The following is a 23,327-nucleotide window of genomic DNA, read 5'->3' as shown; positions in this document are numbered from 1 at the left end:
CACGAGTCCAGCGGTCAGCTCAGCCCTGCGGTCGGCTCAGTCCTGCCGTCAGCTCAGTCCTGCGGTCAGTTCAGTCCTGCCGTCAGCTGAGTCCTGCCGTCCGCGCGCGCTCGACCGCCGGGCCGATGACCTTCGCGACGGCCTCGACGTCCGCCTCCGTCGAGGTGTGGCCGAGGCTGAAGCGGAGTGTGCCGCGCGCCAGGTCCGGGTCGGTGCCGGCGGCGAGGAGGACATGGCTGGGCTGGGCGACACCGGCCGTGCAGGCGGAGCCGGTGGAGCACTCGATGCCCTGGGCGTCCAGGAGGAGCAGTAGCGAGTCGCCCTCGCAGCCGGGGAACATGAAGTGGGCGTTGGCCGGGAGCCGGTTCTCGGGGTCGCCGCCGAGGATCGCGTCCGGTACAGCACTCCGTACGGCCTCGATCAGCTTGTCGCGCAGTCCGCCGATCTCGTGGGCGAAGTCGGCGCGCCGCTCGGCGGCGAGCTGCCCGGCGACGGCGAAGGCGGCGACGGCGGGCACGTCGAGGGTCCCGGAGCGTACGTGGCGTTCCTGACCGCCGCCGTGCAGGACCGGCACCGGGCTGTACTCGCGGCCGAGCAGCAGGGCGCCGATTCCGTACGGGCCGCCGATCTTGTGGCCGCTCACCGTCATCGCCGCGAGGCCGGACGCGCCGAAGTCGACATCGAGCTGCCCGAAGGCCTGGACGGCGTCGGAGTGCAGCGGAATGCCGAACTCCGCTGCGGTGTCGGCGAGTTCGCGGATCGGCATGACGGTGCCGATCTCGTTGTTGGCCCACATGACGGTGGCGAAGGCGACATCGTCCGGGTCGCGCTCGATCGCCTCGCGCAGCGCCTCGGGGTGCACGCGTCCGTACGGGTCGACGGGCAGATACTCCACGTTCGCGCCCTCGTGCTCGCCGAGCCAGTGCACGGCGTCCAGGACGGCGTGGTGCTCGACGGGAGCGGCCAGGACCCGGGTGCGGCGCGGGTCGGCGTCCCGGCGGGCCCAGTACAGGCCCTTCACGGCGAGATTGTCGGCCTCGGTGCCGCCGGAGGTGAGGACGACCTCGCTGGGTCGTGCCCCGAGCGCCTCGGCGAGTGTCTCGCGGGCCTCCTCGACGGTACGGCGGGCCCGCCGGCCCGCGGCGTGCAACGACGAGGCGTTGCCGGTGACGGCGAGCTGGGCGGTCATCGCCTCGATCGCCTCCGGAAGCATCGGAGTGGTCGCGGCGTGGTCGAGGTAAGCCATGGTGCCCACGATTCTACGAGCCGCCGGGCACCGGCTCGCGCCGCCCGGGCACCGGCTCGGTCGGCCGACCGGCCGACGTGGGCAGCGCCGGGGGTCCGTAAGAGCCCGGGATCAGCCGCCGAAGTTCCAGGCGACCGTCCCGTTGCCGTTCAGGAGCACGGCGAGGACGACGAGGTCGGCGACGCCGAGGGCGAGGCCGAGCAGGGCGCGGGCACGGCGGGCCGTCCCGCGCCACAGGGCGAGCCCGGCGAGCACGATCGCTGCGGGGCCGAGGATCACGTTCATCACCAGCAGGCCGACCAGGCCGAGCACAAACGCCGCGACGGCCATGCCGTCGGCGTCCCGCGTCGTCCCGGCGAACCGGCGGGCGGAGGGGGCGAGTTCCATGGTCCAGCTCCCGGGTTCAGTGGGTGCGGCGGCGGGCGAGCCGCTCACGTACGGCGAAGACGAGCAGCCAGGTGCCGATCACGGCGGCGGCGACGGCGGACGCGGGGAGCGGAATCTGAGCCACGGCACCCAGGAGGACTCCCAGCAGAAGGAGCACGGCGACGAGGGCGATCATCATCAGCCTTTCGCGGAACGAGAACGAGAAGAGATCGATTACGAGTACGACTGTTCACTGACTTCTCAGTCTAGTCTTCCCAGAACCGGAGAACGGTTGTTTACTGAATGGCATGAGTCACACCGTCGGCATCCGCCAGGCCCAGAAATTGAAGACCCGTCAGGCGCTCCTGGACGCGGCACTGCGGCTGCTGGAGCACCAGAGCCTGAGCAGCCTCGGCCTGCGCGAGGTGACCCGGGCTGTCGGGGTGGCGCCGACCGCGTTCTACCGGCACTTCGCGGATCTCGCCGAGCTCGGTGTGGCACTGGTCGAGGAGACCCTCGGCAGCCTGCACGGCCTCATCGGCGCGATCCTGGCGGAGACGGGCGACGCGGAGCTGCGGATCGAACGCACGGTGGATCTCATCGCCCGTCATGTACGGGAGCAGCCCGCCCACTTCCGCTTCATCGCGCGCGAACGGCACGGAGGTGTCGGCCGGGTCCGCGCGGCCATCGCGGCCCAACTGCACCGCTTCACCGAGGATGTCGCCGATGCGCTCGCCCGGGAGCCGGTGTCCGAGGGCTGGAGCGAGGCGGACCTGCGGATGCTGGCCGGGATGTACGTCGACCACATGGTGATGACCGCGTCGGCGTTCCTGGAAGCCCTGGAAGCCGGAGAGCCCGGAGAGGCCGGAGAAGCCCGAGAGGCCGGCGGCCCGGACGCAGTACCGGACGCACATGAGGTCGCCCGCATCGCACGCGACCGGCTGCGCCTGGTCACGCTGGGGCGCCGCCACTGGCTGGAGGACCGCGACTAGTCGGGGTCCGATACGTGTCCGACGCGTGCCTCGCCCGCCTCGGCGGGGCGCCCCTCGCCGGCCATGAACCTCCACACCAGCCCGTGACCCAGCACGACCAGCAGGATCAGCAGCACCGCCTCGGCCTGGATCGGCTGCAGGCCGACGACGCCGGCGAGCTCGGGCGCCGCGCCCACCACCGCGATCAAGGCGTAGAACAGAGCCGCGGCCGCCTGCGCCAGGGTCAACTGCACGGACGAGCCGTCCCGGCGGCTGCGCCCGGTCAGACGCAGCGTCGACACGCAGCCGATCACGGCGAGCACGACGAAGCTGAACCGCCAGACCGCCGGGGTCTCGGTCCCGCCGACCTGCGCGAACAGGCCCATGAGCGCGGGCAGCAGGAAGGAGAGATAGATACCGCCGACGGTCCGGCGCAGCGCCGGCTCGCGCAGCCACTCCGGGTGGCCCTGCACCACGTTCCACCAGAGGCCGACCAGCGTGAAGCAGGTGGCTGCGAAGAGTGCGTAGAACGTACTGACATCCACCGGGCCTCCCGCATCGGAGGCGCACACCGTGTCCCGTCCGCCGCCGTGCGGCGAGCCTGCCATGCGGGTACCGCCGACGCCGTGGACCGACACTCGGCACGCACTCGGCCGGGTGCCGATCGCCTGCGACGGGCGGCAGGCCCGGCGGTCACCTCGCCGTCACCCGGCCGGAGCCGGTGATCAGCCGGTCGTCAGCGGCGCCTTCGCCAGCTGGCGGGACTGGGCGACCAGACGGTCCGCACTGTCCCAGACCTCGGCGTCCTCCTCGAGGAAGCCGCCCGCGAGGTTCCGGGTGGTGATGGCGACCCGCAGCGGGCCGGGGGCCGGCCGGCACCGTACGTGGGTGGTGAGTTCGACCGTCGGGGTCCAGCCCTTGAGGCCCAGCTCGAACGAGGTCGGCGGCAGTGCGTCGACCGTGAGCAGGAGCGACAGCGGGTCGGCGTCGCGCCCGTCGGCGAGCCCGAACCAGCCGCGCATCTCGCCCTTGCCGGAGGGCGCACCCACGGCCCAGCCGACGGTGGCGGGGTCGAGCTTGATGTCCAGCCGCTCGGTGATCGCCGAGGAGCCGGGGATGGCGGGCGCGGGGCCGTCGGCCGGGCCGAGGCAGTGTTCGTACGGCGGGATGGCCGGCGGCTTCGCGGTCGTACGGACGTCGTCCGGGAGGGCCTCGAGATCGCCGTAGGTGGCGAGGACGCGGATACGCTCGACCTCGGTGCCGTCCTCCGCGTACTGGAAGAGGGAGGCCTGGCCGGTGGAGAGGGTGCGCCCGGTGCGGATGGTCTCGGTGCGGATCACGGCGGGGGCCGGCGCGGACGGGCTGAGGTAGTGCGCCGAGACGCTGAAGGGGTCCGGGTGCGGCAGGGCGTCGCCAAGGGCACGGCCGAGCAGCGCCAGCAGATAGCCGCCGTTGACGGCATGGATGATCGTCCAGCCGGCGGAGAGCTCCGCGTCGTACACGCCCGGGACGTCCGGGTCGCGCAGGGCGACAGCGGTGTCGCGGTCGAACTCGCTGTTCCCGATGGTTGCCTGTGCCACCTGTGCCATGCCTGAACCGTACAACAGATAACTACTAAGCGGTAGCTTTTCATGGCGAGCGCGAGGGAGCTCAGGCCTCCTCTGGCGAGCGCGAGGGAGCTCAGGCCTCCTCGGCGGCAGAGGACCGACGGTTCCAGGCGCGGGGCGCCCGCCAGTGGAAGCGCATGGCGAGGAGGCGCAGGAGGAAGGTCGACACCACGGCGAGTCCGCTGGTGAGGGCCGTGAGCGCGTCGAAGCGGATGCAGAGCACCACCATCGTGGCGCCGACGATGGCCGGCACGGCGTAGAGGTCGCGGTCCCAGCGGAGCAGCGACGGCACCTCGTTGGCGAGTACGTCGCGCAGCACGCCGCCACCGACGGCGGTGGCGAGGCCGAGAACCGCGGATGAGGTGAGGCCGAGGCCGTACTCGTACGCCTTGGTCGTCCCGGTGACGCAGAAGAGGCCGAGTCCCGCCGCGTCGAACACGTTGACCGCGCCCTGGATGCGCTCGACCTCGGGGTGCAGGAAGAAGACGAGCGCGGCAGCGACGAGCGGCATGACGAAGTAGCCGAGATCCGTGAACGCGGCGGGCGGCACGGCGCCGATGACCAGGTCCCGGAACAGTCCACCGCCCAGGGCCGTGACCTCGGCGAGCACGGCGATGCCGAAGACGTCGAAGTTCTTGCGTACGGCGAGGAGAGCGCCGGAGATCGCGAAGACGAAGATCCCGACGAGGTCGGTCACATGCTGGACGGAGGGCGTGAACAGTTCGTGGAGCACCGGCCAATTGTGCCGCCCCGCTCGAGGGTCCCCGGCCCCACCCTGGCCCCCAGGGGCGCCAATGGGGACCAGGGTTGCCGTCCGGGTGCGGGCCGGTGGGCACACCCCGGGGGGCGGTCCTTGCGGAACCGCTCGCCCCGGGGCCCGGTGACTACTTCTCGGGGGACTCGTCCGACTCCGGAGCCTCGGCCTCCGGCTCGGCGACCGCCGGCTCCTCCGACTCCTCCGAAGCCTCGGGCTTCGTGATCGTCACGATCTCTATCGCCTCGCGGGCCGACGGGAGCACAGGCTCGTCCGGGGCCTGGTCCGCCGCGCCCTCCGGGTGATGACAGGCGACCTGCTGGCCCGGGCGGAGCTCCAGCAGCGGCGGCTCCTGCGTCTTGCAGATCTCCGTCGCCTTCCAGCACCGGGTGTGGAAGCGGCATCCGCTCGGCGGGGAGATCGGCGACGGGACATCGCCCTTCAGCAGGATCCGCTCGCTCTTCGCACCCCGGCGCCGCGGGTCCGGCACCGGCACCGCCGACATCAGGGCCTTGGTGTACGGGTGCATCGGCGACTCGTACAGCGACTTGCGGTCCGCCAGCTCCACGATCTTGCCGAGGTACATCACCGCGATCCGGTCCGACACGTGCCGGATGACCGACAGGTCGTGCGCGATGATGACGTACGTCAGGCCCAGCTCCTCCTGGAGGTCGTCCAGGAGGTTCACCACCTGCGCCTGGATCGACACGTCCAGCGCGGAGACCGGCTCGTCCGCGACGACCAGCTTCGGCTTCAGGGCCAGCGCCCGCGCGATGCCGATGCGCTGCCGCTGACCGCCGGAGAACTCGTGCGGATAGCGGTTGTAGTGCTCGGGGTTGAGGCCCACCAGGCCGAGCAGCCGCTGCACCTCCCTCTTGATCCCGCCCTCGGGCTCGACGCCCTGGAGCCGGAACGGCGCCGAGACGATCGAGCCGACCGTGTGCCTCGGGTTCAGCGAGCCGTACGGGTCCTGGAAGATCATCTGGACGTCCCGCCGCAGCGGGCGCATCTTGGCCACACCCAGGTGCGAGATGTCGGTCCCCTGGAACTCGACCGTGCCGCCCGTCGGTTCGAGGAGACGGGTGATCAGTCGGCCCATCGTCGACTTGCCGCAGCCGGACTCGCCGACCACGCCCAGGGTCTCCCCCGGACGTACGTCGAAGGAGATCCCGTCGACCGCCTTCACGGCACCGACCTGACGCTGCAGCAGCCCCTTCTTGATGGGGAAGTGCTTGACCAGGCCGTCCACCCGGAGCAGCGGCTCGGGCGCGGAGGGCGAGGCGGCGGCCTGCGCCGGAATCGTCACGTCACTCTTCTCGCTCACAGCTTCGGCGCAATCTCTTCGGTCCAGATCCGGGTCCGCTCCTCCTGCGGCAGGTGGCACGCGGACCAATGACGGCCGCCGTCCCCGCCCGTCGCCAGCTTCAGCTCGGGACGAACGGTGCGGGTGATGCCGTCCTTGGGCAGGTCCGCGTACGGGCAGCGCGGGTGGAAGGCGCAGCCGCTGGGGACGTTGATGAGGCTGGGCGGCGATCCCTTGACCGGGATGAGCCGGTCGGTCTGCTCCCGGTCGATGCGCGGCATCGAGCCGAGCAGGCCCCAGGTGTAGGGGTGCTGCGGCTCGTAGAACACCGACTCGGCCGGTCCGCGCTCGACGCAGCGGCCGCCGTACATCACCAGGATGTCGTCGGCCAGCTCGGCGACGACGCCCAGGTCGTGGGTGATGATGATGACCGCGGAGCCGAACTCCTTCTGCAGATCCCGGATCAGGTCGAGGATCTGCGCCTGGACGGTCACGTCCAGTGCGGTCGTCGGCTCGTCGGCGATGAGCAGCTCGGGGTTGTTGACCAGAGCCATCGCGATCATCGCGCGCTGGCGCATACCGCCGGAGAACTCGTGCGGATAGTTGTCGACGCGCTTGCCCGGCTCGGGGATGCCGACGCGGTCGAGGAGCTCGACCGCGCGCTTGCGGGCGGTCTTCTTGTCCACGTTGTTGTGGACCCGGTAGGCCTCCACGATCTGGTGGCCGACCGTGTAGTACGGGTGCATCGCCGACAGCGGATCCTGGAAGATCATCGCCATCTCGCGTCCGCGCAGCCGGCGCACGGAGTCGGGGTCGGCGGAGAGCAGTTCCTGGCCGTTGAGCCAGATCTCGCCGGAGATCCGCGCCTTCTGCCGCCCGTACTGCCCGACGGTGTGCAGACCCATGATGCCGAGCGAGGTCACCGACTTGCCGGAGCCGGACTCGCCCACGATGCCGAGGGTCTTGCCCTTCTCCAGCTGGAAGGTGAGGCCGTCGACGGACTTGACGAGGCCGTCGTCCGTCGGAAAGTGGATCTTCAGGTCGCGCACGTCCAGGAACGCGTCGGACGGTGCGGACTGTCCGGACGCGACCGGCTCGCCCACGGCAGCTCCGGTCTTCGACAGCTTGTCCGTCATGCGAGCCTCACTCGGGGGTCGATCACCGCGTACAGAAGGTCCACCACGAGGTTCGCGATGACGACACAGGCCGCGGTGATGAGCGTCACCGCCAGGATCAGCGGCAGGTCGCGGTCGCTCACCGCCTTGTAGGCCGCGTAGCCGAGGCCGTGCAGATCGAACGCGGTCTCGGTCAGGACCGCGCCACCGACGAGGGCGCCGAGGTCCATGCCGAAGATGGTCAGGATGGGGGTCATGGTGGAGCGCATGGCGTGCTTGCCGAGCACGACCGGCTCCGGCAGGCCCTTGGCCCGTGCCGTGCGGATGTAGTCCTCGCCGAGCACTTCCAGCATGGTGGCGCGGGTGAGCCGCGCGTACATCGCCGCGTAGAGGAAGGCGAGGGTGACCCAGGGCAGCAGCAGGCCGCCGAACCAGCCGCCGAGCGACTCGCTGATCGGCACGTACTCGGCGTTGAGCCAGCCCAGCTGGGTTCGGAAGACCAGCATCGCCAGCATGGCGGTGAAGTAGATGGGGAGCGAGACACCGGCGAGCGCGGTGATCATCGCGATCCGGTCGACGACCGTGCCGCGCTTGAGCGCGGAGAGCACACCGGCGGTGACACCCAGGATCAGCCAGAGCACCGCGGCACCGAGGACCATGGAGATCGTCACCGGGAGGCCGTCGAGGAGCATGTCCCAGACCTCCTGCTCGGTACGGAAGGAGTAGCCGAAGCAGGGCGCCGCACAGTGGATGGTCTCGCCGCCGCCGACGTAGTCGCGGCCGACGAAGATTCCGGATACGAAGTGCCAGAACTGCACCAGGATCGGCTCGTCCAGGCCCAGCTTCTGACGGATGCCCTCAATGGCAGCCGGATCCGCCTGCTTGCCGACGAACATCGCGGCAGGGTCGCTGCCGGTCATCTTGGGGATGAGGAAGAAGATGCCGAACGTCACCAGGGTGACGACGAGCAGCATCACTGCGACGGCGAACAGCCGTCGGACGATATATGCAAGCATGCGGTCGGCCGGGCGGCGGCCGGGGAATCCGATCGGATTCCCCGGCCGCCGCGCACGGCCATCACCTGCCCTTCGGACCTAGCGGCGGGTGGTGCGCCGTTGGAGCGGGTGGAGGGTTACTTGACGACGCCGAGCGACGCGTAGTCGTAGCGGCCGTTGTAGGCGTCGGCCGTGTAGACGTTGGTCAGTCGCGAGCTGCGCCAGATGATGTTCTTCTCGTGGGTGAAGGGCAGGTAGACCGCGGCCTCCGAGACCTTCGTGTTGATCTGCTTGTAGAACTCGCCGGCCTTGTCCGGGTCGGTCTCCTTGAGCGCCTGGTCGAACAGCCCGTTGATCGCCGGGTCGTTCAGCTCCGAGAAGTTGTTGTTACCGCTCTGGAGGATGAAACGGCCGTCCACCAGCGGCTGCATGAAGCCCTGACCGGTCGGGAAGTCGGCGCCCCAGCCCATGATGATGATGCCGTAGCCCTTCTCCTTGACCACCTTCGGCGAACCGATGATGCCGGAGGTCTGGGCACCGTCGAACTGGTCGATCTGGGCGTCGATGCCGACGGCCTTCAGCGACTGCTGGAGGGACTCGGCGGTCGCGATCTCGACCTTCTTGTTGTTGCGGACCGCGATGGTGGTCTTGAAGCCGTTGGGCTTACCGCACTTCTTCAGCGCTTCCTTCGCCTTGGCGAGGTCCGGCTTACCGCCGAGCTTGCCGTACGGGTCGGCCTTCGGGTCGGCACCCTTGATCGCCGGCGGCAGCATGTTGGTGGCGATGTCGCCACCGGCCTGCGGGCCACCACGGGCGGTCTGCAGGGACTTGGAGTCGGCAGCGTAGATGATCGCCTTGCGGCACTCGACGTTGTCGATGACCGTCTGCGGGAAGACCGCGTAGCGGATGAAGCCGGTCTGCGGGTTGTCCGCGTTCTCCTTGTGCTGCTGGAGCACCTTGGCGCGGGCCGCCGCACCGACGCCGGTGGCGTTGAGGTCGAGGTCGTACTCGCCCTCGATCAGACGGTTGTCCATGTCGTCGGCGTTGGTGGTCAGCTTGACGCTGATCTTGTCCGGCAGCGCCTTGCGGATGGTGTCCGTCTTGGCGTCCCACTTGTCGTTGCGGACGAGCAGCATCGACTTGTTGGGGGTGTACTCCTGCCACTTGTACGGGCCGGAGGAGAAGGGCTTCAGGCCGTACTTGGCCTTGGTGTCCATGTCCTGGCGGACCGGGGAGGCGGCGGGCATGGCCAGCATCTGCAGGAAGTCACCGTTGGCGACCGGCAGCTTGAAGATGATGGTCTTGTCGTCCGGGGTCTCGATCGCCTTCAGGCCGAGCTTGTCCGCGGAGGTGTCCTTGTAGGGACCCTTGTACTCGCCCTTGGGGTCGAGGACCTGCTGGAGGTAGATCGGGCCACCGGAGATGACGTCCTGGGCCCAGATGCGCTCGATGCCGTACTTGATGTCCTTGGAGGTGATCGGCTTGCCGTCCTCCCAGGTCACCCCGTCCTTCAGCGTGAAGGTGTAGGTCAGGCCGTCGGCCGAGACCTTGCCGGTGTCGGTGGCGAGGTCGGAGACCAGCTCGGTGGAGCCCTCACCCGGGACGGCCTTGAAGGAGACCAGCTGGCGGGTGTAGTAGCGGGCGAAGTCCCACATGAAGCCGTAGTAGCCGCGCTGCGGGTCCCACGAGTCGGCGTCCTGCGAGCCGATGAACTTCAGCTCGCCGCCCTTCTTGTCCGAGGCGTTGGCGACCTTGTTCACCGCGGCGTTGAAGCCCGCAGCGCCGCTCTTGCCCTTGTTGCCACCGTCGTCGCCACCACCGCACGCCGTGGTGACGAGCATGGTGGCCGCGGCGAGCAGTGCGCCCGCGGCGAGTCGGCGCCGCGCTGGGCTGTTCAGTGTCATGCTCTCGCAACCTCCGAATTAGTGGCGGCCGTTACGGCGGTCCGCCGTTTGGGGATTGGCCACCTGTCGCCAGCGGCAGGGGCGGTCTTGCGGTTCCTTCCGGACGGCTCATCGCGGAGGATCAGGTGCCGAGCGACGAGCGATCGGCAGGCGGTCAGCGAGCTCCCTTCGGGTCGAGCGCGTCTCGCACGCCGTCGCCGAAGAGATTGAACGCCAGTACGGTGACGAAGATCGCGAGGCCCGGGATCACCATGAACAGGGGGTCCGATTCATAGGTGGTGATGGCCGTCGACAGCATCTGGCCCCAGGAAGCAGTGGGAGGCTTCACGCCCGCACCGAGGAAGCTGAGGGCCGCTTCGGTGAGGATGTTGGTGGGGATCATGAGCGTCGCGTAGACGGTGATCGGGGCGATCAGGTTGGGCAGCAGCTCCCGGCGCAGGACGTAGAGGCGGCCGGCACCCAGGCTGCGCGCGGCCTCGACGTACTCGCGCTCGCGCAGCGAGAGGGTCTGGCCGCGGACGATCCGGCCCACGTACGGCCAGCCGAAGAACCCGATCACGACCACCAGGGCGCCGATGCGAACTCCGGACCCGGAGACTCCGAGGAGCTCGTTGGGGAGGACGGAGACCAGGGCGATGGTGAAGAGCAGCTGCGGGAAGGCGAGCATGACGTCCATGACCCGGCTGAGCGCCGCGTCGATCCAGCCGCCGAAGTAGCCGGCCACGATGCCGAGGATCGTGCCGAGGAGGACCGCGAAGACCGCCGCGAGAAAGGCGACGAGGAGCGAGATCCGGGCACCGTAGACGATGCGGCTGAAGACATCACGGCCGTTGACCGGCTCAACGCCGAGGAGGAAGTCGGAGCTGATGCCGCCGTAGGAGCCGATCGGAGTGCCGAAGAGCGGGTCGATCTGGTCCTCGTGGAACTCGTCCGGCGGGTGGCCGAGCAGGCCCACGATCAGCGGCGCGAGGACCGCGACCAGGATCAGGAAGAACACGACGGCACCGCCCGCGAGGGCGAGTTTGTCCCGCTTGAGCCGGGTCCAGGCGATCTGCCACGGGGACCGGCCCTCGATCGCCTTCCGGGGGACATCCGCGGCGACATCAACAGCCGCGGTCTCAGCCGCTGTCGTGTCGTGCAGTGGTGCCGTCATCGTGGTGGGACCCCTCTCGGCCGACTGTGGTCGACCCGCGCCTGCCGCTGTAGCGGCTTGGCTCCAACAGTGGTGCAGTGTGTGCGGGACGAGCACCTAACCGACCGGCTAGTCGCACGCAGGTCCGAAGGTGCTTGTTTCCGGGGAGTCTTCAATGGGTCCGCGATCACCCGCCAGACCTGATGGGGAATGTTTGCGTAAACGTGATGCGGTCAGTCAGCTTCCGTTATCCGGACCGGGAGATCGACTGAGCGGACCACTCGGCCGCTAATCCGTCAGACCGGACATGCGGCGCAAATTCCGTCCATGCCAGGTGAATTGACCCCTGAAGGAGAGGGCGGTCCGTGCGCGGTTCAGTACGCCCGCGGGGCGGCGGGAGGGTATCCGTACCCCGGCTGCTGGGGCGGTGCGCCGTGGGCCTCGCGGTCGTAGAACGGGCGGGCGTTGGCCCGCAGCCACATGGTCACCGGGTCGTACTCGTCGGACATGGCGACGGTGGAGACGGGGAGGCCGTCGGGGACGGCGGCGATCGACTGCTGCATCATCGCGCGGACGGCCTCGACGGACTGCTGCCCCGTGTCGTACAGATCGAGACCGATGGCGAGATACGGGGCGCCGAGTGCGGGCTGCACCCAGGCCCTGCGCAGGGAGCGGACGGCGGGGGTGCGATGGGCGTTCTGCGTGAGCAGGGCGTAGAACTGGGGGATCTCGATGGCGGGCTCGGTCAGCCGCAGTGGCCCCGCGGGCATCCGGTCGAGGCCCGTGGCAATCCGGCGCAGGTCGAGCCAGGGGATGCCGACGCCGCCGCCGGGCGCGTGCGGATTGAGCCAGATGCCCCAGCGGTCGGGGAAGAGGGCTCGGGCGATGTCGGCGCCGGTGACGACCTCGTGCGCGCGGTTCCAGCCGGAGGCGGCGAGCTCCTGGGCGGAGGTGACGCAGGGGGCGTAGCCCTGGCCGTCCACCTCCATGTTCCCGTACTGGGCATCGGGAGAGCCGGACCGACCGTGCCAGAGCAGCATCCAGAGCCGGCTTTCGGCGAGGGCGTGCAGCAATGCCTCGTACGCGTCGTAGCGTCCGGGCGTCACCTGGCGCAGCATGTGCTCGACCTGCCCGGCCGCCGCGGTGCCTGACGCACTCACTGTGGGTCCCGCCCCTCTTCGATCCGCCATGGTGTGTGCGGCCGCACCGGGCAAGTGCGGCGACCACGTCATCAAACCAGCTTAAGCGGCCGTACTCACACCGACTTGACCACTACACGTGCGAGTGGGCGTGCGGCTGCGGGTACTGCCGGGTGTAGAAGGGCCGGACGCGGTTGAGCATCCAGTCGCCCACGGGGTCCTGGGCGATGTCCAGGAGGACCAGGTTGACCGGCCACTTCACGGCCACGCGGCCGAGCGCACGACCGAGGGCGTCCATGGGGGCGGTGCGGTGGTGGCCCTCCCAGGCGGAGAGTTGGACACCGATGAACAGCGTCGGCGCGTCGCCCTCGATGCTGGCCAGAACGCGGCGGGCGGTCTGGACCACGCCGGTCTCCTCGAACTCACCGGCCGCGGCCGCGAGGAAGTCGATCGGCTCGTCCTGCCAGTCCGGCTCGAACAGCCGCACCCGGCCCCCGCCGGCGGGCCCGTCCAGGGGCGTGCGCCCGACCCGGCACAGCTCGGCGACCGCGGGCGGCGGCAGGGGTACGCCGACGGCGCCGCCGGGATTCACGGCGATCCCGAGCTGAGGGGGCAGTCCGCGGGCGAACTCGATCGCGGGCGCGACGGTGCCGGACATCCGGTCGCCGACGCACTGCAGGAACTGCTGCTGCGAGCTGTAGACGGGCACGTAGGGTGCCCCGTCGATGTCCAGGGTCGGCAGGTCGAGGGCGGCGCTCCCGGGTCCGCCGCCGTTGGGCAGCGGCACCCAGACATGGCTCCGCCCGAGCACCTCGAGGAGCCGGCCGCCGGCGCCGGGGTTGCCGAGCGACGCGGCGAGCACCTCTTCGAGCTCATTGGCGGGCCATGTCGTGTCCACTGCGTTTCCCTGCTTCCCCGTCCCGGTGCGGCCCGCGCTCGGGCCGCGATGTCCTGGGCAAGCAGCGTACCGGCCACGCCTGTCAAGCCCGTCCGGCGGATTCGGGGCGCGGGCATGGCCCCCGCCGCCTCACGCCGCCGGGGTGAAGCCGATCCGGGTCAGGACGGTCGCCGCGTCCCGGTCCAGGATCGTGGCGGAGGCGCACCCCGCGGGCAGGCGGCCGCGCTCCGCGTCGCGGACGAGGCGGGAGACCGCGTACCGATGCCGGCTGAAGGCGTAGGGGGACACTCCGCGGCCGCGCTCCCGCTGGCCGGCCCGCGCGACCGACGGGGTGACGTCGAGGAGCAGCAGGTGGAGGGCGCGCCCGCGCCGCCGGGCCTCTCGGGCCAGCCAGCGGCGGACCCAGGACTGGGTGCCGCAGTCGTGGACGACCACACCCGCGCCGGAACGCAGCGCGCGCCACAGCCCGGCGTAGTGGGCGAGACGGACCAGCGGGCGGTACACCGCGTACGGCAGGAACCGCGGCATCCGCTCGTCCCAGCGGTCCCGGGTGTCCTGGGAGTCGATCCCGCCGCCCTCGGCCGCGCGCCGGATCAGCGTGGACTTGCCGCTTCCGGGCAGGCCGGAGATCACGACCACGTCGCCCTGGGCGAACACCAGGCTCCGCGGGCCGCGCCCCCCACGATCCCGCAGGTCACGCACCACGGGCGCGGGCGCCCCCAGCAGCCCGCGCGCGGGCACACCGGGCACGCCGGACCGCACGCGCACACCCGCTGTCGTCGTCATGTAGGCACCTGACCGCTGCAACGTCATCGCTCTCCCCCTTGTCGGGTCATCGTGACCCTGCCCAGGAAGCTTAAAGAAAAGGTAATGACCAACAAGTGATTTGCCGATCGGAGCGCCCGTGCAATGATGTCCGCGCAAACTGCATACCGGCCGCTTGAATCCGCGCGGGAGAGTCCTGGTCACTGTGTGCGCCGGGCGCCGAAGGAGCAAGTACCTCCCTTGAATCTCTCAGGCCCCGTACCGCGCGCGATGAGGCAGATCTGAAAAGCGAGTCGCAGGTCCTGCGGCTCCACCCAAGGTGCAAGTCGTGATCACACGCATATGTGGTCGTGATGAACCTCTCAGGTTTCGATGACAGATGGGGAGGATCGTCCTCGCCAGTCATGCCCTGGGAGCCCTATCCATGAGCACCACCCCCCGTCTCACCGCCCTCGATGCGCTGCATCGCTCGCTGGGCGCGACCATGACCGACTTCGCCGGCTGGGACATGCCGCTGCGGTACGGCAGTGAGCGCGACGAGCACAACGCCGTACGCACCAAGGCAGGTCTCTTCGACCTCTCCCACATGGGTGAGATCACCGTCACCGGGCCGCAGGCCGCCGCCCTGCTGGACCACGCGCTGGTCGGCAACATCGGCGGTGTCGCCGTCGGCCGCGCCCGCTACACGATGATCTGCCAGGAGAACGGCGGCATCCTCGACGACCTGATCGTCTACCGCCTCGGCGAGACCCAGTACATGGTCGTCGCCAACGCCTCGAACGCGCAGATCGTCCTCGACGCCCTCACCGAGCGTGCCGCCGGCTTCGACGCCGATGTACGCGACGACCGTGACGCGTATGCGCTCATCGCCGTACAGGGCCCCGAGTCGCCCGGCATCCTCAAGTCGCTCACCGACGCCGATCTGGACGGACTGAAGTACTACGCGGGCCTGCCCGGCACCGTCGCCGGCGTCCCCGCGCTGATCGCCCGCACCGGCTACACGGGCGAGGACGGCTTCGAGCTCTTCGTCGAGCCCCGGCACGCGGAGAAGCTGTGGCAGGCGCTGACCGAGGCCGGCGCGCCCGTCGGTCTCGTGCCCTGCGGCCTCTCCTGCCGCGACACGCTCCGCCTGGAGGCGGGCATGCCGCTGTACGGGCACGAGCTGACCACCGGGCTCACCCCCTTCGACGCGGGCCTCGGCCGGGTCGTGAAGTTCGAGAAGGAGGGCGACTTCGTCGGCCGTACGGCCCTCGAGGCCGCCGCCGAGCGCGCCGCGACGAACCCGCCGCGCAAGCTGGTCGGCCTGATCGCCGAGGGCCGCCGGGTTCCGCGTGCCGGGATGCCCGTGGTCGCGGCCGGCGAGGTCATCGGCGAGGTCACCTCGGGCGCGCCGTCGCCGACCCTGGGCAAGCCGATCGCCATGGCCTACGTGGACGCGGCGCACGCCACGCCCGGAGCCGAGGGCGTAGGCGTCGACATCCGCGGTACCCATGAGCCGTACGAGGTCGTGGCGCTTCCCTTCTACAAGCGCCAGAAGTAAGCCCTCAGCAGTCTCTCAAGCAGCCCCCATCAGCAGCACTCCCCCGCGTACAGGAGAATTCAGCTCATGAGCAACCCCCAGCAGCTGCGCTACAGCAAGGAGCACGAGTGGCTGTCGGCCGCCGAGGACGGCGTGTCGACGGTCGGCATCACGGAGCACGCGGCGAACGCACTCGGCGATGTCGTCTACGTCCAGCTCCCGGAGGTCGGTGACACGGTGACCGCGGGCGAGTCCTGCGGCGAGCTGGAGTCGACCAAGTCGGTCAGCGACCTGTACTCCCCGGTGACCGGCGAGGTCGTCGAGGCCAACCAGGACGTCGTGGACGACCCGTCGCTGGTGAACTCCGCCCCGTTCGAGGGCGGCTGGCTGTTCAAGGTTCGCGTCGCGGAGGAGCCGAAGGACCTGCTCTCCGCGGACGAGTACACCGACTTCGCCAGCTGACCAGAAACCCTTAGGGATCGCGTGATGTCGCTTCTCAACACCCCTCTCCACGAGCTCGACCCGGACGTCGCCGCCGCTGTCGACGCCGAGCTCCACCGTCAGCAGTCCACCCTGGAAATGATCGCCTCGGAGAACTTCGCTCCGGTCGCGGTCATGGAGGCCCAGGGCTCCGTCCTCACCAACAAGTACGCCGAGGGCTACCCGGGCCGCCGCTACTACGGCGGCTGCGAGCACGTCGATGTCGTCGAGCAGATCGCCATCGACCGCATCAAGGAGCTCTTCGGCGCCGAGCACGCCAATGTGCAGCCGCATTCGGGCGCCCAGGCCAACGCCGCCGCGATGTTCGCGCTGCTGAAGCCGGGCGACACGATCATGGGTCTGAACCTCGCGCACGGCGGGCACCTGACCCACGGCATGAAGATCAACTTCTCCGGCAAGCTCTACAACGTGGTCGCGTACCACGTCGACGACGCCACCGGCCAGGTCGACATGGCCGAGGTCGAGCGGCTCGCCAAGGAGTCCAAGCCGAAGCTGATCGTCGCCGGCTGGTCCGCGTACCCGCGCCAGCTGGACTTCGCCGCCTTCCGCCGGATCGCGGACGAGGTCGGCGCGTACCTGATGGTCGACATGGCCCACTTCGCGGGCCTGGTCGCGGCGGGTCTGCACCCGAACCCGGTGCCGCACGCCCATGTCGTGACCACGACCACGCACAAGACGCTGGGCGGCCCGCGCGGCGGTGTGATCCTCTGCACGGCCGAGCTGGCCAAGAAGATCAACTCCGCGGTCTTCCCCGGTCAGCAGGGCGGTCCGCTCGAGCATGTGATCGCGGCCAAGGCCGTCTCCTTCAAGGTCGCGGCCTCCGAGGAGTTCAAGGAGCGCCAGCAGCGCACCCTGGAGGGCTCGAAGATCATCGCCGAGCGCCTCGTCCAGGACGACGTCAAGCAGGCGGGCGTCTCGGTCCTGTCCGGTGGCACGGACGTCCACCTGGTCCTCGTCGACCTGCGACACTCGGAGCTGGACGGCCAGCAGGCCGAGGACCGGCTGCACGAGGTCGGCATCACGGTCAACCGCAACGCGATCCCGAACGACCCTCGCCCGCCGATGGTCACCTCGGGTCTGCGGATCGGTACGCCGGCGCTCGCGACCCGCGGTTTCCAGGCCGAGGACTTCCGCGAGGTCGCCGACATCATCGCCGAGGTGCTCAAGCCCTCGTACGACGGTGAGGCCCTCAAGGCACGCGTCTCGGCACTGGCCGCGAAGCACCCGCTTTACCCTGGTCTGTAACAGCGGCTGACAGCTGCTGCAACAGCCAGGACAAAAACAAACGGGGCACCGCACGCACTCACCGGTGAATGCGGTGCCCCGCACCACGTACCGCCCGTTCGTTCTTCTGCGTCACCCTGGCAGACAACGGCGTCTACCACCCCCTAGGAGTACCCCCGTGGCCATCTCGGTCTTCGACCTGTTCTCGATCGGCATCGGCCCGTCCAGCTCCCACACGGTCGGCCCCATGCGGGCGGCCGCCCTGTTCGCCCGCCGCCTGAAGAACGAGGGCCTGCTGGCCCACACCACCGCGATACGCGCCGAGCTGTACGGCTCCCTCGGCGCGACCGGTCACGGCCACGGCACCCCGAAGGCGGTCCTGCTGGGCCTGGAGGGGAACTCCCCGCGCACGGTCGACGTCGAGACCGCCGACGACCAGGTCGAGCGGATCAAGAGCAACAAGCGGATCAACATCCTCGGCGTGCACGAGATCGGCTTCGACTTCGACGAGGACCTGGTCCTGCACCGCCGCAAGGCGCTCCCGTACCACGCGAACGGCATGACCCTGTGGGCGTACGACGCCGAGGGCGCGACGCTGCTGGAGAAGACGTACTACTCGGTCGGCGGCGGGTTCGTCGTCGACGAGGACGCGGTCGGCGAGGACCGGATCAAGCTCGACGACACCGTGCTGAAGTACCCCTTCCGCACCGGTGACGAGCTGCTGCGGCTCTCCCGCGAGACCGGTCTGTCGATCTCCGCGATGATGCTGGAGAACGAGAAGGCCTGGCGGTCCGAGGAGGAGATCCGCGAGGGGCTGCTGGAGATCTGGCGGGTCATGCAGGCCTGCGTCTCGCGCGGCATGTCCCGCGAGGGCATCCTGCCCGGCGGTCTGAAGGTCCGCCGCCGCGCCGCCACCACCGCGCGCAAGCTGCGCTCCGAGGGCGACCCGCAGGCCCTCGCGATGGAGTGGATCACCCTCTACGCGATGGCCGTGAACGAGGAGAACGCGGCGGGCGGCCGCGTCGTCACCGCCCCGACGAACGGCGCCGCGGGCATCATCCCGGCGGTCCTGCACTACTACATGAACTTCGTGCCCGGCGCCGACGAGGACGGCGTGGTCCGCTTCCTGCTCGCGGCCGGTGCGGTCGGCATGCTCTTCAAGGAGAACGCCTCGATCTCCGGCGCCGAGGTCGGCTGCCAGGGCGAGGTCGGCTCGGCCTGCTCCATGGCCGCCGGCGCGCTCGCCGAGGTCCTGGGCGGCTCCCCGGAGCAGGTGGAGAACGCCGCGGAGATCGGCATGGAGCACAACCTGGGCCTGACCTGCGACCCGGTCGGCGGCCTGGTCCAGATCCCGTGCATCGAGCGCAACGGCATGGCTGCGGTGAAGGCCGTCACGGCGGCGCGGATGGCGATGCGCGGCGACGGCAGCCACAAGGTCTCCCTGGACAAGGTCATCAAGACCATGAAGGAGACCGGCGCGGACATGTCCGTGAAGTACAAGGAGACCGCGCGCGGCGGTCTCGCGGTGAACATCATCGAGTGCTGAGGACCAGACCTGCGGTGAAGGCCGTCACGGCGGCGCGGATGGCGATGCGCGGCGACGGCATCGCCGGATCACGTTCTACTGGCCGGCGGCCGTGGGGCAGGTGACCGTCTCCGCGGAGCAGGGCGGACAGCGGCCGAGCATCGTGTCGTCCGCAGCGTGTCCCTCGGCCCTGTCCCGCGATCGACCGCGTGCGTACCGCACCCGATGAGGACGGCCCCCGGCGCATGCCGGGGGCCGTCGTCGTACGCCGTTCCGTATCAGTCCTTGTTCAGCGACGCCCAGAACTCGTCGAAGGTCAGCAGGCCGTCGCCGTTGCTGTCCTTGGCCTTGATGACGGCCTCGGCAACGGACTCGGTCACGTGGAAGTCGCCCAGCTGCGCCATGACGCTCTTGTACTCGGCGGCCGAGATCAGCCCGTCGCCGTTCAGGTCGTACCGATCGAAGGCCTTGCGCGCCGATTCGATGTCCGCCACTGGACCACCCCTTCTTGGTGCATTACTGACGGGGGTCAGATTATCGGCGCGAGCCGGGCGGCACGCCCTGGGGGCCGGTGGGGGACCATGGGGGCATGAGCGAGGCGCTGGCACGGATCCTGGCGGCGGCGGCGCGCGGCGAGTACCCGCCGTCGGACGGTACGACCACGGTGATCCCGCAACCGAATCCGCGGGACGCCGGAGTGCTGGCCTTCACCGCGCACTCGGTGGTGTTCACGGACGAGGATCCCGAGTGGATCCGGGCCACCCTGGCGGCCACGGCCAGCGATCCGCTCGCGGCGAGCATGAACCCCACGTTCCTGAGCGCGCTGATGGCCAGAACCGGACGTTCCATGAACACGATCGACCTGCTGACGGTCGCCCCGGCACGGCCGGGCCGTCCGGACATCCCGCTGCGCGAGATCGAGGACCCGGCGCATCCGCGCGTCGCGCGGGCCCGCAAGTTCCGCGACGACGTACGGGTCTGGGGTGCGGACGGCGGCGTGCTGGTCCTGGGCCGCGGGGTCGCCGGCCGCTGGGAGGCCGCGATCGAGGTGGAGCTTGCGGCGCGCGGCGCCGGGCTCGGGGTCGAGCTCGCGCTGGCCGCGCGCCATCTGATCCCGGGAGGCGGTCACGTCTGGGCACAGCAGTCGCCGGGGAACGCCCGCAGTGTGCGGACCTTCCAGCAGGCGGGGTTCCGTCCGGTCGGCTCCGAGGCACTGCTGGTGGCCGGGTGACGGAGAAGCCCTCCGGCCTGCCGTTCGGCGATGCCGTGCGTCCCGTGCACGGCTTCACCGAGCGCCCGCCGGAACGGCTCCCGGTGCTGAGGTGACCGGACGGACCGACGCGGTGGCGGTCACACCCGATGGTGGTCGTGTCCGTCCGGGTCAGCGGAACACGCCCGTATGGCCGAGCGAATAGCGGCCGGGCTGCGGATAGACCGCGAGGCCGTGGGGGCCGCCGCCGACCGGGATCCGGGCCAGCTGCTGCCCGGTCGCCGTGTCGATGGCGTACACCTCGGAGTGGTAACGCCCGGACAGCCACAGCACCTTGCCGTCGGCGGAGACGCCGCCCATGTCCGGGGAGCCGCCGTCGGGGAGCCGCCACTTCTTGGTGAGCTCGTGCCGGGCGAAGTCGAAGACGGAGACGGTGCCCTCGCCTCGGTTGGTGATGTACATCTCCTTGGAGTCGCGGCTGACGTAGAGGCCGTGGGCGCCCTTGCCCGTGGGCATCAGGACCGGCGTGGTGAACTTGTCGCCGTCGAGCACCCACACGCCGTGGGCCGTCATGTCGGCGATGTAGAACGTCGATCCGTCCGGGGAGATCTTCACGTCCTGCGGCATCGCGCCCTGGAACGGCAGCCTCTGCTGGGCGGTCACCTCCATCCGCTCCGTGTCCACCTTGAGCAGCTCACCGGAGAACTCGCAGGAGACGATGAAGTACCGGCCGTCGGCGGAGAAGTCGGCGTGGTTGACGCCGTAGCAGGACACCGGCTCGGTCTTGGCCACGGCCATGGTGTGCGGATCGCGGAAGACCAGCTCGCGGTCGAGGGACGCCATGACGATGGCGTACCGGCCGTTGGGCGTGAAGTAGAGGTTGTACGGGTCATGCACATCGACGGGCCGGCCCGCCTCGCCGGTGGCCGGGTCGATCGGGGTGAGGCTGTGACCACGGTTGTTGTTCACCCACAGGGTCTTGAGGTCCCAGGACGGGACGACGTGCTGCGGCTGGATGCCCACCGGGATGGTGTCGATGACCTTGTACGTGGCCGGGTCGATGACCGAGACCGTGTTGGAGAGGGTGTTGGGGACGTACACCCGCGACGGGAAGCCCGCGACCACGGGCGACAGTCTGCCGGGGCGGTCCGCGGCGTAGACGTCCTTGGGGTCGAGGACCGGGGGCATGCCGGGCAGCCCGGCCTGGACGGCGGCGGGCGTCGGCCGGACCGGTGGCGGGGCGAGCTCCGTCTCGCGCCTCTCCGGGGCGCCGCTGCAGGCCGCGGCGAGGAGGGCGAGTGCGGCGGCGACGAGAAGAGCGGTGGATCGCTTGGTGAGGTGCGGCATCAGGTCAGCAGCTCCGTGGTCGTCACCGCATGCAGTCCGCGGCGGTCCAGTTCGTCGAGAAGGGCGGGCAGTGCGGCGACCGTGTCCCGGTAGCCGAAGTGCAGGCTCACCACCGAGCCGCTCCGGATCGCGCCGGTGACGGTGCCGGTGATGGCGGGAGCCCCCGGCGAGGTGTGGTCGAGCGAGTCGATGTCGTACGAGAGCGTGTGCGGATAGCCCGCCCGGGCGGCCAGGCGCTGGACGAGCGGGGTTGCGTACCGGGTCCGCGACGGGCGGAACCAGCTGCCGATCGAACCGGTGAGCCGCCGCAGCCGCTGTGCGCAGCCCGCGATCTCGGCGTACGCGTCGGGCTCGGCCATCGACAAGATGTCCAGGTGGCGCAGCGTGTGGTTGCCGAGGTCATGGCCGCCGTCGAGGACGCGCCGGGCGAGGTCCGGGTGCTCGTCCAGCCAGGTGCCGACGGCGAGCACGGTGATGCGGGCGCCCGCCCGCTCGGCCTCGGCGAGCAGGGCCCGGGCGGTGGCGGGGTCGCCCCCGCCGTGGAAGGTGAGGGCGACGGCGGGGCGGTCGCGGGGGCCGTTGATGATCTCGGCGGGCAGGCCGGGGAAGCGGCGGGGGCCGGGAGCCCGGCCGGACGTGTGCGGCGGAGCGGCGGGGGACGACGAGGACGCTGAGGGCGACCGGTGCGCGGGCGACGGGGCCGCGGGGGCGGCGGGTGGCTTCGGGGCGGGGCCGGTGTCCGTACATCCGGCGGCGAGGGCTCCGGCGAGGGCCGTGCCCGCGTGTGCACCCGCGCGCAGGGCATCGCGACGACCGATCCGATTCACGCGACCACGGTAAGTGCGATAAGGGCGAAAGATAACGATTTGCACACTCAGGCCGCGTCGGGTCACGACCCGTCACTCGAAGGATCTCCCAGTCGAGCCCATATTCATTCATCGTTTGTGAGGCTGGTGGCTCATTTCACCTTGGATTCACTTTGCCATTGGACTGGTACATACCGATTTGTCCCAGTAGGGACTTTTGGCAGTAAGGCCCCCCGTCTGCCATAGTCGGTGCCACGACCCCCATTGACCCGGGCCAGGTCGTCCACAGCGGTCGTGGATCACACCCCCAAGTCCACGGCCGCACGCATGAAGCCCCCTAGGCGCCGCAGCACGGCAACAGGGGGCTTTCGTGCGTCAGCGGTCGGAGACGCGTATCTCGAACCAGGTCGACTTGCCGCGCGGCAGCAGATCGACCCCCCAGCGGTCGGAGAGCTTGTCGACCAGGAAGAGACCGCGGCCACTGGTGTCCAGCTCGTGCACCGGCATCAGACACGGCAGCCCCCGCGAGGGGTCCCGCACCTCGACCCGGATCCAGCCGCGCCGGCGCAGCATCCGCAACCCGAAGACCCGCGCCCCGGTGTGGCGCACCGCGTTGCCGACGAGCTCGGAGACGAGCAGGATCGCGTGCTCGGCGACCTGCGGGGAGAGTGCCCACTGGCGCAGCACCACACACTGCGTCAGCCTGCGGGCGGTTGCCGCGGATTCGGGACGGGACGGCAGCCGGACCTCCTCGTCCGTCGGGTTCCCGAACAACTCGAGCGCCTTGAGCGCCTGTTCGTCCTCGACGGCCGGCATCCACCGCGCAGCGGTCGCACTTCCGCGCTGCCGCGGTTGCTCCATACCCTCCAGCCCCGCCATGCCCCCCATCATGGCCGCCCAGAGCACCTTTCGTGGCCGTTCCGGAGGAATCGATGCCCCGGAATCTGTGATTCCGGGGCATCGGGTTGGCATATGACAGCGGCAGGTCAGGCGCCTTCAC

Annotated in this window: 24 protein-coding genes and 1 riboswitch; of the genes, 6 read left to right on the top strand and 18 right to left on the bottom strand. The window is 70.1% G+C overall.

Annotation, left to right across the window (positions count from 1 at the left end):
* Positions 1-82: 82 nt before the first annotated feature.
* From ACWCXB_RS02420 to ACWCXB_RS02410, 3 genes are all read right to left on the bottom strand, one after another.
* Positions 83-1,246 (bottom strand): cysteine desulfurase family protein, encoded by a 1,164-nt coding sequence (locus tag ACWCXB_RS02420; protein ID WP_450718102.1) that lies wholly within the window; start codon positions 1,244-1,246, stop codon positions 83-85.
* A gap of 111 nt (positions 1,247-1,357) precedes the next feature.
* Complete coding sequence (locus ACWCXB_RS02415; RefSeq protein ID WP_450718100.1) at positions 1,358-1,633, bottom strand: DUF4190 domain-containing protein; 276 nt, start codon at positions 1,631-1,633, stop codon at positions 1,358-1,360.
* 16 nt (positions 1,634-1,649) lie between these two features.
* Positions 1,650-1,811, bottom strand: coding sequence for a hypothetical protein (locus ACWCXB_RS02410; RefSeq protein WP_450718210.1), 162 nt, complete (start codon positions 1,809-1,811; stop codon positions 1,650-1,652).
* A gap of 109 nt (positions 1,812-1,920) precedes the next feature.
* Here ACWCXB_RS02410 and ACWCXB_RS02405 point away from each other — a divergent pair, with 109 nt between their 5' ends.
* The gene (locus ACWCXB_RS02405) at positions 1,921-2,604 is read left to right on the top strand and encodes a TetR family transcriptional regulator (RefSeq protein WP_450718098.1); all 684 of its coding nucleotides are present in this window, start codon (positions 1,921-1,923) and stop codon (positions 2,602-2,604) included.
* Here ACWCXB_RS02405 and ACWCXB_RS02400 read toward each other — a convergent pair.
* From ACWCXB_RS02400 to ACWCXB_RS02350, 11 genes are all read right to left on the bottom strand, one after another.
* Positions 2,601-3,128 (bottom strand): hypothetical protein, encoded by a 528-nt coding sequence (locus ACWCXB_RS02400; protein WP_450718096.1) that lies wholly within the window; start codon positions 3,126-3,128, stop codon positions 2,601-2,603. The genes ACWCXB_RS02405 and ACWCXB_RS02400 overlap by 4 nt on opposite strands.
* A gap of 180 nt (positions 3,129-3,308) precedes the next feature.
* Complete coding sequence (locus ACWCXB_RS02395) at positions 3,309-4,172, bottom strand: thioesterase family protein (RefSeq protein WP_450718094.1); 864 nt, start codon at positions 4,170-4,172, stop codon at positions 3,309-3,311.
* 91 nt (positions 4,173-4,263) lie between these two features.
* On the bottom strand, positions 4,264-4,923 hold the full coding sequence (locus tag ACWCXB_RS02390) for a trimeric intracellular cation channel family protein (RefSeq protein ID WP_450718092.1): 660 nt from the start codon (positions 4,921-4,923) through the stop codon (positions 4,264-4,266).
* Between the two features lie 151 nt (positions 4,924-5,074).
* The gene (locus ACWCXB_RS02385) at positions 5,075-6,250 is read right to left on the bottom strand and encodes an ABC transporter ATP-binding protein (RefSeq protein WP_450718090.1); all 1,176 of its coding nucleotides are present in this window, start codon (positions 6,248-6,250) and stop codon (positions 5,075-5,077) included.
* A gap of 14 nt (positions 6,251-6,264) precedes the next feature.
* Complete coding sequence (locus ACWCXB_RS02380) at positions 6,265-7,383, bottom strand: ABC transporter ATP-binding protein (RefSeq protein ID WP_450718088.1); 1,119 nt, start codon at positions 7,381-7,383, stop codon at positions 6,265-6,267.
* The gene (locus ACWCXB_RS02375; RefSeq protein WP_385411935.1) at positions 7,380-8,378 is read right to left on the bottom strand and encodes an ABC transporter permease; all 999 of its coding nucleotides are present in this window, start codon (positions 8,376-8,378) and stop codon (positions 7,380-7,382) included. The genes ACWCXB_RS02380 and ACWCXB_RS02375 overlap by 4 nt, the downstream gene beginning before the upstream one ends.
* A 116-nt stretch (positions 8,379-8,494) precedes the next feature.
* Entirely contained in the window at positions 8,495-10,261 is a 1,767-nt protein-coding gene (locus ACWCXB_RS02370; RefSeq protein ID WP_450718086.1) for an ABC transporter substrate-binding protein, read from the bottom strand.
* Between the two features lie 154 nt (positions 10,262-10,415).
* Positions 10,416-11,414 carry an ABC transporter permease gene (locus tag ACWCXB_RS02365; protein ID WP_450718084.1) on the bottom strand — a complete coding sequence of 333 codons (999 nt, stop codon included), beginning with the start codon at positions 11,412-11,414 and terminating at the stop codon, positions 10,416-10,418.
* Positions 11,415-11,767: 353 nt separating this feature from the next.
* Positions 11,768-12,553, bottom strand: a complete 786-nt coding sequence (locus ACWCXB_RS02360) for an enhanced serine sensitivity protein SseB C-terminal domain-containing protein (RefSeq protein WP_450718082.1) — start codon at positions 12,551-12,553, stop codon at positions 11,768-11,770.
* 112 nt (positions 12,554-12,665) lie between these two features.
* Positions 12,666-13,430 carry an enhanced serine sensitivity protein SseB gene (locus tag ACWCXB_RS02355; protein WP_450718080.1) on the bottom strand — a complete coding sequence of 255 codons (765 nt, stop codon included), beginning with the start codon at positions 13,428-13,430 and terminating at the stop codon, positions 12,666-12,668.
* Between the two features lie 129 nt (positions 13,431-13,559).
* The gene (locus ACWCXB_RS02350; protein WP_450718078.1) at positions 13,560-14,243 is read right to left on the bottom strand and encodes an AAA family ATPase; all 684 of its coding nucleotides are present in this window, start codon (positions 14,241-14,243) and stop codon (positions 13,560-13,562) included.
* 128 nt (positions 14,244-14,371) lie between these two features.
* A riboswitch (glycine riboswitch) is annotated at positions 14,372-14,469 on the top strand.
* A gap of 150 nt (positions 14,470-14,619) precedes the next feature.
* Here ACWCXB_RS02350 and gcvT point away from each other — a divergent pair.
* The 4 genes from gcvT to ACWCXB_RS02330 all read left to right on the top strand — a co-directional run bounded on the left by gcvT (position 14,620) and on the right by ACWCXB_RS02330 (position 18,985).
* Positions 14,620-15,735, top strand: a complete 1,116-nt coding sequence (gene gcvT / locus ACWCXB_RS02345; RefSeq protein WP_450718076.1) for a glycine cleavage system aminomethyltransferase GcvT — start codon at positions 14,620-14,622, stop codon at positions 15,733-15,735.
* 66 nt (positions 15,736-15,801) lie between these two features.
* Positions 15,802-16,176 carry a glycine cleavage system protein GcvH gene (gcvH, locus tag ACWCXB_RS02340; protein ID WP_385411919.1) on the top strand — a complete coding sequence of 125 codons (375 nt, stop codon included), beginning with the start codon at positions 15,802-15,804 and terminating at the stop codon, positions 16,174-16,176.
* A gap of 24 nt (positions 16,177-16,200) precedes the next feature.
* Positions 16,201-17,460, top strand: coding sequence for a serine hydroxymethyltransferase (gene glyA / locus ACWCXB_RS02335; protein WP_450718074.1), 1,260 nt, complete (start codon positions 16,201-16,203; stop codon positions 17,458-17,460).
* Positions 17,461-17,617: 157 nt separating this feature from the next.
* Complete coding sequence (locus tag ACWCXB_RS02330; RefSeq protein WP_450718072.1) at positions 17,618-18,985, top strand: L-serine ammonia-lyase; 1,368 nt, start codon at positions 17,618-17,620, stop codon at positions 18,983-18,985.
* A 257-nt stretch (positions 18,986-19,242) separates the two neighbouring features.
* Here ACWCXB_RS02330 and ACWCXB_RS02325 read toward each other — a convergent pair whose 3' ends face one another.
* The gene (locus ACWCXB_RS02325; RefSeq protein WP_450718070.1) at positions 19,243-19,458 is read right to left on the bottom strand and encodes an EF-hand domain-containing protein; all 216 of its coding nucleotides are present in this window, start codon (positions 19,456-19,458) and stop codon (positions 19,243-19,245) included.
* A gap of 95 nt (positions 19,459-19,553) precedes the next feature.
* Here ACWCXB_RS02325 and ACWCXB_RS02320 point away from each other — a divergent pair, with 95 nt between their 5' ends.
* Complete coding sequence (locus ACWCXB_RS02320; RefSeq protein ID WP_450718068.1) at positions 19,554-20,195, top strand: GNAT family N-acetyltransferase; 642 nt, start codon at positions 19,554-19,556, stop codon at positions 20,193-20,195.
* Positions 20,196-20,345: 150 nt separating this feature from the next.
* On the opposite strand, the gene ACWCXB_RS02315 is transcribed toward ACWCXB_RS02320, so the two are convergent.
* The 3 genes from ACWCXB_RS02315 to ACWCXB_RS02305 form a co-directional block, all read right to left on the bottom strand.
* Complete coding sequence (locus ACWCXB_RS02315) at positions 20,346-21,521, bottom strand: YncE family protein (RefSeq protein WP_450718066.1); 1,176 nt, start codon at positions 21,519-21,521, stop codon at positions 20,346-20,348.
* Complete coding sequence (locus ACWCXB_RS02310; RefSeq protein WP_450718064.1) at positions 21,521-22,348, bottom strand: polysaccharide deacetylase family protein; 828 nt, start codon at positions 22,346-22,348, stop codon at positions 21,521-21,523. The genes ACWCXB_RS02315 and ACWCXB_RS02310 overlap by 1 nt, the downstream gene beginning before the upstream one ends.
* 354 nt (positions 22,349-22,702) lie before the next feature.
* Entirely contained in the window at positions 22,703-23,218 is a 516-nt protein-coding gene (locus ACWCXB_RS02305) for an ATP-binding protein (protein ID WP_450718062.1), read from the bottom strand.
* Between the last annotated feature and the right edge of the window lie 109 nt (positions 23,219-23,327).

Source organism: Streptomyces sp. NPDC001514, from assembly GCF_053597075.1.
This window is presented reverse-complemented; position numbering and strand designations above follow the sequence as displayed.

What these genes read in the sequence shown, in the direction of transcription:
- ACWCXB_RS02305 (WP_450718062.1), bottom strand. Translation starts at nt 23,218, where the DNA reads ATGATGGGGGGCATGGCGGGGCTGGAGGGTATGGAGCAACCGCGGCAG.
- ACWCXB_RS02405 (WP_450718098.1), top strand. Translation starts at nt 1,921, where the DNA reads ATGAGTCACACCGTCGGCATCCGCCAGGCCCAGAAATTGAAGACCCGT.
- ACWCXB_RS02320 (WP_450718068.1), top strand. Translation starts at nt 19,554, where the DNA reads ATGAGCGAGGCGCTGGCACGGATCCTGGCGGCGGCGGCGCGCGGCGAG.
- ACWCXB_RS02350 (WP_450718078.1), bottom strand. Translation starts at nt 14,243, where the DNA reads ATGACGTTGCAGCGGTCAGGTGCCTACATGACGACGACAGCGGGTGTG.
- gcvH (WP_385411919.1), top strand. Translation starts at nt 15,802, where the DNA reads ATGAGCAACCCCCAGCAGCTGCGCTACAGCAAGGAGCACGAGTGGCTG.
- ACWCXB_RS02380 (WP_450718088.1), bottom strand. Translation starts at nt 7,383, where the DNA reads ATGACGGACAAGCTGTCGAAGACCGGAGCTGCCGTGGGCGAGCCGGTC.
- ACWCXB_RS02370 (WP_450718086.1), bottom strand. Translation starts at nt 10,261, where the DNA reads ATGACACTGAACAGCCCAGCGCGGCGCCGACTCGCCGCGGGCGCACTG.
- glyA (WP_450718074.1), top strand. Translation starts at nt 16,201, where the DNA reads ATGTCGCTTCTCAACACCCCTCTCCACGAGCTCGACCCGGACGTCGCC.
- gcvT (WP_450718076.1), top strand. Translation starts at nt 14,620, where the DNA reads ATGAGCACCACCCCCCGTCTCACCGCCCTCGATGCGCTGCATCGCTCG.
- ACWCXB_RS02415 (WP_450718100.1), bottom strand. Translation starts at nt 1,633, where the DNA reads ATGGAACTCGCCCCCTCCGCCCGCCGGTTCGCCGGGACGACGCGGGAC.
- ACWCXB_RS02365 (WP_450718084.1), bottom strand. Translation starts at nt 11,414, where the DNA reads ATGACGGCACCACTGCACGACACGACAGCGGCTGAGACCGCGGCTGTT.
- ACWCXB_RS02375 (WP_385411935.1), bottom strand. Translation starts at nt 8,378, where the DNA reads ATGCTTGCATATATCGTCCGACGGCTGTTCGCCGTCGCAGTGATGCTG.
- ACWCXB_RS02395 (WP_450718094.1), bottom strand. Translation starts at nt 4,172, where the DNA reads ATGGCACAGGTGGCACAGGCAACCATCGGGAACAGCGAGTTCGACCGC.
- ACWCXB_RS02410 (WP_450718210.1), bottom strand. Translation starts at nt 1,811, where the DNA reads ATGATGATCGCCCTCGTCGCCGTGCTCCTTCTGCTGGGAGTCCTCCTG.
- ACWCXB_RS02315 (WP_450718066.1), bottom strand. Translation starts at nt 21,521, where the DNA reads ATGCCGCACCTCACCAAGCGATCCACCGCTCTTCTCGTCGCCGCCGCA.
- ACWCXB_RS02420 (WP_450718102.1), bottom strand. Translation starts at nt 1,246, where the DNA reads ATGGCTTACCTCGACCACGCCGCGACCACTCCGATGCTTCCGGAGGCG.